This window comes from Rahnella sp. ChDrAdgB13, from assembly GCF_017655185.1.
GTDB classification, from domain to species: domain Bacteria; phylum Pseudomonadota; class Gammaproteobacteria; order Enterobacterales; family Enterobacteriaceae; genus Rahnella; species Rahnella contaminans.
Genome location: NZ_JAEMGT010000180.1, coordinates 1 through 4,268 on the forward strand (window position 1 = coordinate 1; position 4,268 = coordinate 4,268).

The 4,268-nt window shown below is 49.6% G+C and carries 5 protein-coding genes and 1 pseudogene; 1 reads left to right on the forward strand and 5 read right to left on the reverse strand.

All coding sequences use genetic code 11. The features are described from left to right. Window positions 1-123: 123 nt before the first annotated feature. A complete protein-coding gene (locus tag J8X26_RS26135; RefSeq protein WP_208952455.1) occupies window positions 124-708 on the reverse strand; it encodes a nuclear transport factor 2 family protein in 585 nt (194 codons plus the stop codon). A gap of 107 nt (window positions 709-815) precedes the next feature. Here J8X26_RS26135 and J8X26_RS26140 point away from each other — a divergent pair. After that, window positions 816-1,660: pseudogene (locus J8X26_RS26140) on the forward strand (LysR substrate-binding domain-containing protein). A gap of 4 nt (window positions 1,661-1,664) precedes the next feature. Here the strand turns inward: J8X26_RS26140 and J8X26_RS26145 are convergent. The 4 genes from J8X26_RS26145 to J8X26_RS26160 form a co-directional block, all read right to left on the reverse strand. Then, window positions 1,665-2,009, reverse strand: a complete 345-nt coding sequence (locus tag J8X26_RS26145) for a hypothetical protein (RefSeq protein WP_208952456.1) — start codon at window positions 2,007-2,009, stop codon at window positions 1,665-1,667. A gap of 44 nt (window positions 2,010-2,053) precedes the next feature. Then, window positions 2,054-2,467: a hypothetical protein gene (locus J8X26_RS26150; protein ID WP_208952457.1), complete on the reverse strand. Its 414-nt coding sequence runs from the start codon at window positions 2,465-2,467 to the stop codon at window positions 2,054-2,056. Window positions 2,468-2,692: 225 nt separating this feature from the next. Beyond that, window positions 2,693-3,628 (reverse strand): LysR family transcriptional regulator, encoded by a 936-nt coding sequence (locus J8X26_RS26155; protein ID WP_208952458.1) that lies wholly within the window; start codon window positions 3,626-3,628, stop codon window positions 2,693-2,695. A gap of 57 nt (window positions 3,629-3,685) precedes the next feature. Beyond that, window positions 3,686-3,946, reverse strand: coding sequence for a hypothetical protein (locus tag J8X26_RS26160; RefSeq protein WP_152325995.1), 261 nt, complete (start codon window positions 3,944-3,946; stop codon window positions 3,686-3,688). Window positions 3,947-4,268: the final 322 nt, after the last annotated feature.

A 4,268-nucleotide genomic window follows, 5' to 3' on the forward strand; every position in this document is an offset into this window, starting at 1 on the left:
GATACGGTAGCAATGGACTAATTCGATATCAAATATCTTTCAAATCAGTATCAAATAATTTTGCGCGGTACACAAGGTGCAGACCTGCGTCTGTCACCTTGCTTTTTTATTCTGACTGAACAATCAGACCGCCAGCCACTTTTTAGCGTCCGCTTTCATTTTTGATTCCAGTTCACTGCCACGGGTAGCAAACACGCGGCTGAGCGGGAACCCGCTGAGTTCCAGCAGACAGGCCAGCGCGGCATATTCACGCGGATATTTAGCGGCAATGCTTGCTTCAATTTCTACCGGCCCCAGCGGGAAGGTGAACGTCCCCATATCGTAGACGCTCTGACGGTGAAACAGCTTCCACACGCCGTCTCTTTTTTCTGCCAGATCGTAGAAGCGGTTGTGGCATTCGCAGCCGATATTCAGTTTCACGTTTTCGGCGATGATCATCGCATTGGTTTCAAGAATCGCTTTGTCACCACGTTTGTTAAAGGTCACGACGGGTGAGCCGATCATGTGTTTGGTGCGTAAATCTGACGCGCCCATGCGCATCGAGCCATCGACAAAACCGCTCGCCAGCCCTTCATACCAGGTGATTTCTATGGTGCCGTCCGGATGGAACAGGTTACGTAACTGTTCCCATTCGCCCAGATCGCGGTGCATCCAGCCATTCATGAGGTCGTTCAGCGCCTGACGGTCTTGCAGTGGTTGAGTGTGCATTTTGGGGATCCTTTTACGTTGAGGGATTCAGTCTGGTGGAGTTCCGCGCTAAACTCAAATAGATAGATTTTACCGAACAATCATTTTTAATGATGAATAAGGCAATAATGGAACTCCGACACTTACGTTATTTTGTGGCCGTGGCTGAAGAAGGGCACTTTGGCCGCGCCGCCGGGCGGCTGAATATTGTTCAGCCAGCACTCAGCATGCAGATTAAGGCACTGGAAACGGAGCTGGGCGGCCCGCTGTTTATCCGCACCAGCCGTCGGGTGGAACTGACTGAAGCAGGATTACTTTTACTGGCACAGGCCAGGCTGACACTGGAACAGGTGGAACATACGCGGCTGGCGGTGGAACGCGCGATGCGCGGCGAGACGGGGCGGGTGCGTGTCGGTTTTGCGGGTAACGCCATTTCCGCCGGGCCCATCCGGATGCCGAAGTGATTATTCAGGAAATCGCGCCACAGCAGCAGGTGATGGCGATCCTGACCGGTCGTATCGATATCGGTTATACGCCGGATAACAGCACGACGGCAGAGCCGCAAATCAGGGTACAGCAGGCCGGAAACTGGGAAATCATGGCGGCGCTGTGCGACGATCATCCTTTAGCCGTGCATCCGCAGCTGACCGTGGACATGCTCGCCGGACAGCCGCTGGTGTTGTATGACGCCCACGATACGCATGAAAATCTGTATATTTTGCTGGCGCAGCGGCTGGGAGAACGTTTTAACGTGGCGCACAGTTCAAACAGCACGCTGAGCGTACTGGCTATCGCCGCCGCCGGACTGGGGCTGGCGCTGATCCCCGCGCCGCTTCAACAGGTGAATATTCCCGGCCTCGTCTACCGCAGTCTGAACGCCCCCGAACTGACCGCCAATCTGGTGATGGTGAGCCGGGTACAGGAGCCGGGCAATGCGGTGACAGCGTATCTGGCGATGGCAAGTTTGGTATAGCCTGTCAGCGCAGTAAATGCTGCAAAGCTTCCTGCATCGGCTGGCTGGAAATCATGATAGGGCCGGTAAAGGGTGAATCCAGATCGACAATCACGTAAATGGCGGAAGCGATGGATAACGCGCCAAGGGTGATGGTGACAATCGCCAGCGCATTGCGCGGGGCAATCAGACCAAAGCTCAGAAAGATGATCATCAGCCAGAACGTCAGCATGGTAAAGAACGGCTGTGACATCGAACTGTGCGAGACTTCAATCAGCCGCCAGCGCGCCTGAATCAGCCGGTCAAACTGGCTGAGCGCCACTTCCATCACACGTTTCTGCAACGGATCCTGCGCCGGTAACTGACGCACCTGTCGCTCCGCGATATTGAGCATTTCGCCAAGCCGATAATCCTCTAACCGATCCTGAATATTTTCGGGCGGTGTTGTTTCTGTGTGACGGTGACCGCGGGTTTTACATCTGCGGGCCAGGTACTGGCAATCGCGGCCGCGGTATAAAGGCGCAGATTTAACCGCGCAGCGTCAGCCTCCGGCCCGTAATCGCGTAATGTGACATCAAGCTGAATGAGGTCTGCGGCGTAGCTGCGAAAATCATTGGTCAGCGTATCGAAGTTACTTTTCGCCGACGCTGTCATCAGGCTGAGCACCAGCGCGGCGAAGGTCAGCAGCATCCCGATGACCAGTTGCACCAGCTGTACGGTTTCGTGCGCTTTATGTTCCTCAGGCAACAAGGGCCGGACAACCATGCCCACCAGCGTGGCGGCCAGCAACAGCGTGAACACCAGCAAAGCAAATCCGATTTCGGTCATGCTGATAACTCCGGAAAACCGCGGGGACTAAACGGGAATGACCACCAGGAATAACGCCTCTGAGCCGGGCAGGATAAGTATAGCCAGAACTGCTTACACACAGCGCCAGTCCGCGTTTTTTTAATCAAAAACGGACTGCCGGAAACTGTGTTTAGATTTTCTTTTTATGATGGCTGAACTCTCAGTTCGAATAATCGTATTGTCTCAAAGATCTGAGATCCCCTCTCAGGCGCGGAAATTTTCTTTAAGATAATTAAAAAGCTGGTTGTTCATCTTTTTATTAAGATTGTTTTTATTATAACTCATGGCGATTTCCACCACGGGCAAGGGAATTTCACTGGTAAGAATTTTGATGTCAAAGGCATCTATGAAACGCTCAGCCAGCCAGCGGGGAACAATAGCCACCGAATCTGAAGAAGAAACATGGCTGAGGATAGACATGAAAGAAGGGCTTTTCAGAGAAAAGCTTCGTCCTGACATCAGGTTATTTTCAATATTTTTGCGGGATGTGATTGCCGGTAATTCGTCGGTATGGAGGTAACCAAAGACTTCTTGCGGGATGTCTTCTTCACGAAGTTCGGTGTGAAGACGTGGATGATTTTTTCTGCAAATAAACACCAGGTCTTCCTGACCAATCAGGAAGGACTGAGTAGAAAGCCCGAGGTTTTTACTGACGCCAAACACTAAATCGACCTGGCGAAGTGATAACGACTCACTAAAGCTGTCAACCATGTTGTCGCTGACCCGATGGACAATTTCACAGTTTATTTTTTCTTTAGCGAAAAACTCGCTGATAATCGGAATGATTTTCAGCGATAAGTATACCGGGCACTGAATGACGAGCTGATTGTGGTACTCATCATTTTCAAAATCTTCAATATTGCTGATTAGCGTTTCCAGGCTGTCCTTAATCGTAAGATGTAGTCTGGTGGCGATGGTGGTGGCTTTCAGCTTTTGCCCGTCACGCAAAAACAGGGGATCACCAAAGTAATCTTTCAGTTTTTGCAGGGACTGGCTGATGCTGGGTGAGGAGGCATTGAGCAAAGTGGCCGCATTTTTAACACTGCCGGTGGTGTAAACCGCATCTAAGACCATTAACAGGTTAAGATCGAATTTCCTGATCTTAAGGGAGACAGGGCGCTTGTGATTCGTGTCATTCATTTCCAACCTCATTGGCTGACATCTGGAGTGATTCTAATTGTAGCACCAATGACTTAGTTATCTTTTGTCTGCCCCCATCAGATGCATCCATTTTGAAAATTCTTCTTCATAAACGTAAACAATTTCTTCATCAAGGTAATTGGTTTCGTTTTTCTGGATGTAAGCCATGCAGGGAAAGGCTGCTGGCATGTTTTCAGCCAGTGCGGCTTCAATTTCCTGAGGGTTGAGCAGGGAAGGGAAGTCATCTACCCCGGCGTTAATGAGTAAAATGTACCATTCCTCATACTCTTTCTGACATCCCAGAAAGGTGATATTCATTGTCGTTCTCCGTGTTGCCCAGCTGCAAAATAATGGTCAATAATGCAGAGATTAAAGAGTGAATGACAATCTCATATTTCTTAATGAATTATTTTAGAAAATACGTTCTCTTTTCTGAAGCATCTGTGAAGTTAAGATTATGTTATTTGTCAGGGGTATTTCGTTTTTCTTAATGCCGAATTAAAACATTGCGTATTTCCTAAATTATTTATTCCACTACAATCCACCCATCGCCGTTATTCATGCCGTGAATGGCTTTGTTGAATAAATCGAACTTTTGGCCGTAATCAGGATCAGATCACCACATTCCCGATCCTGTAGC

Bases quoted from the DNA above. Each gene is read 5' to 3' on its own strand.
- J8X26_RS26150 (WP_208952457.1), bottom strand. From the start codon at position 2,467: ATGACCGAAATCGGATTTGCTTTGCTGGTGTTCACGCTGTTGCTGGCC.
- J8X26_RS26135 (WP_208952455.1), bottom strand. From the start codon at position 708: ATGCACACTCAACCACTGCAAGACCGTCAGGCGCTGAACGACCTCATG.
- J8X26_RS26160 (WP_152325995.1), bottom strand. From the start codon at position 3,946: ATGAATATCACCTTTCTGGGATGTCAGAAAGAGTATGAGGAATGGTAC.
- J8X26_RS26155 (WP_208952458.1), bottom strand. From the start codon at position 3,628: ATGAATGACACGAATCACAAGCGCCCTGTCTCCCTTAAGATCAGGAAA.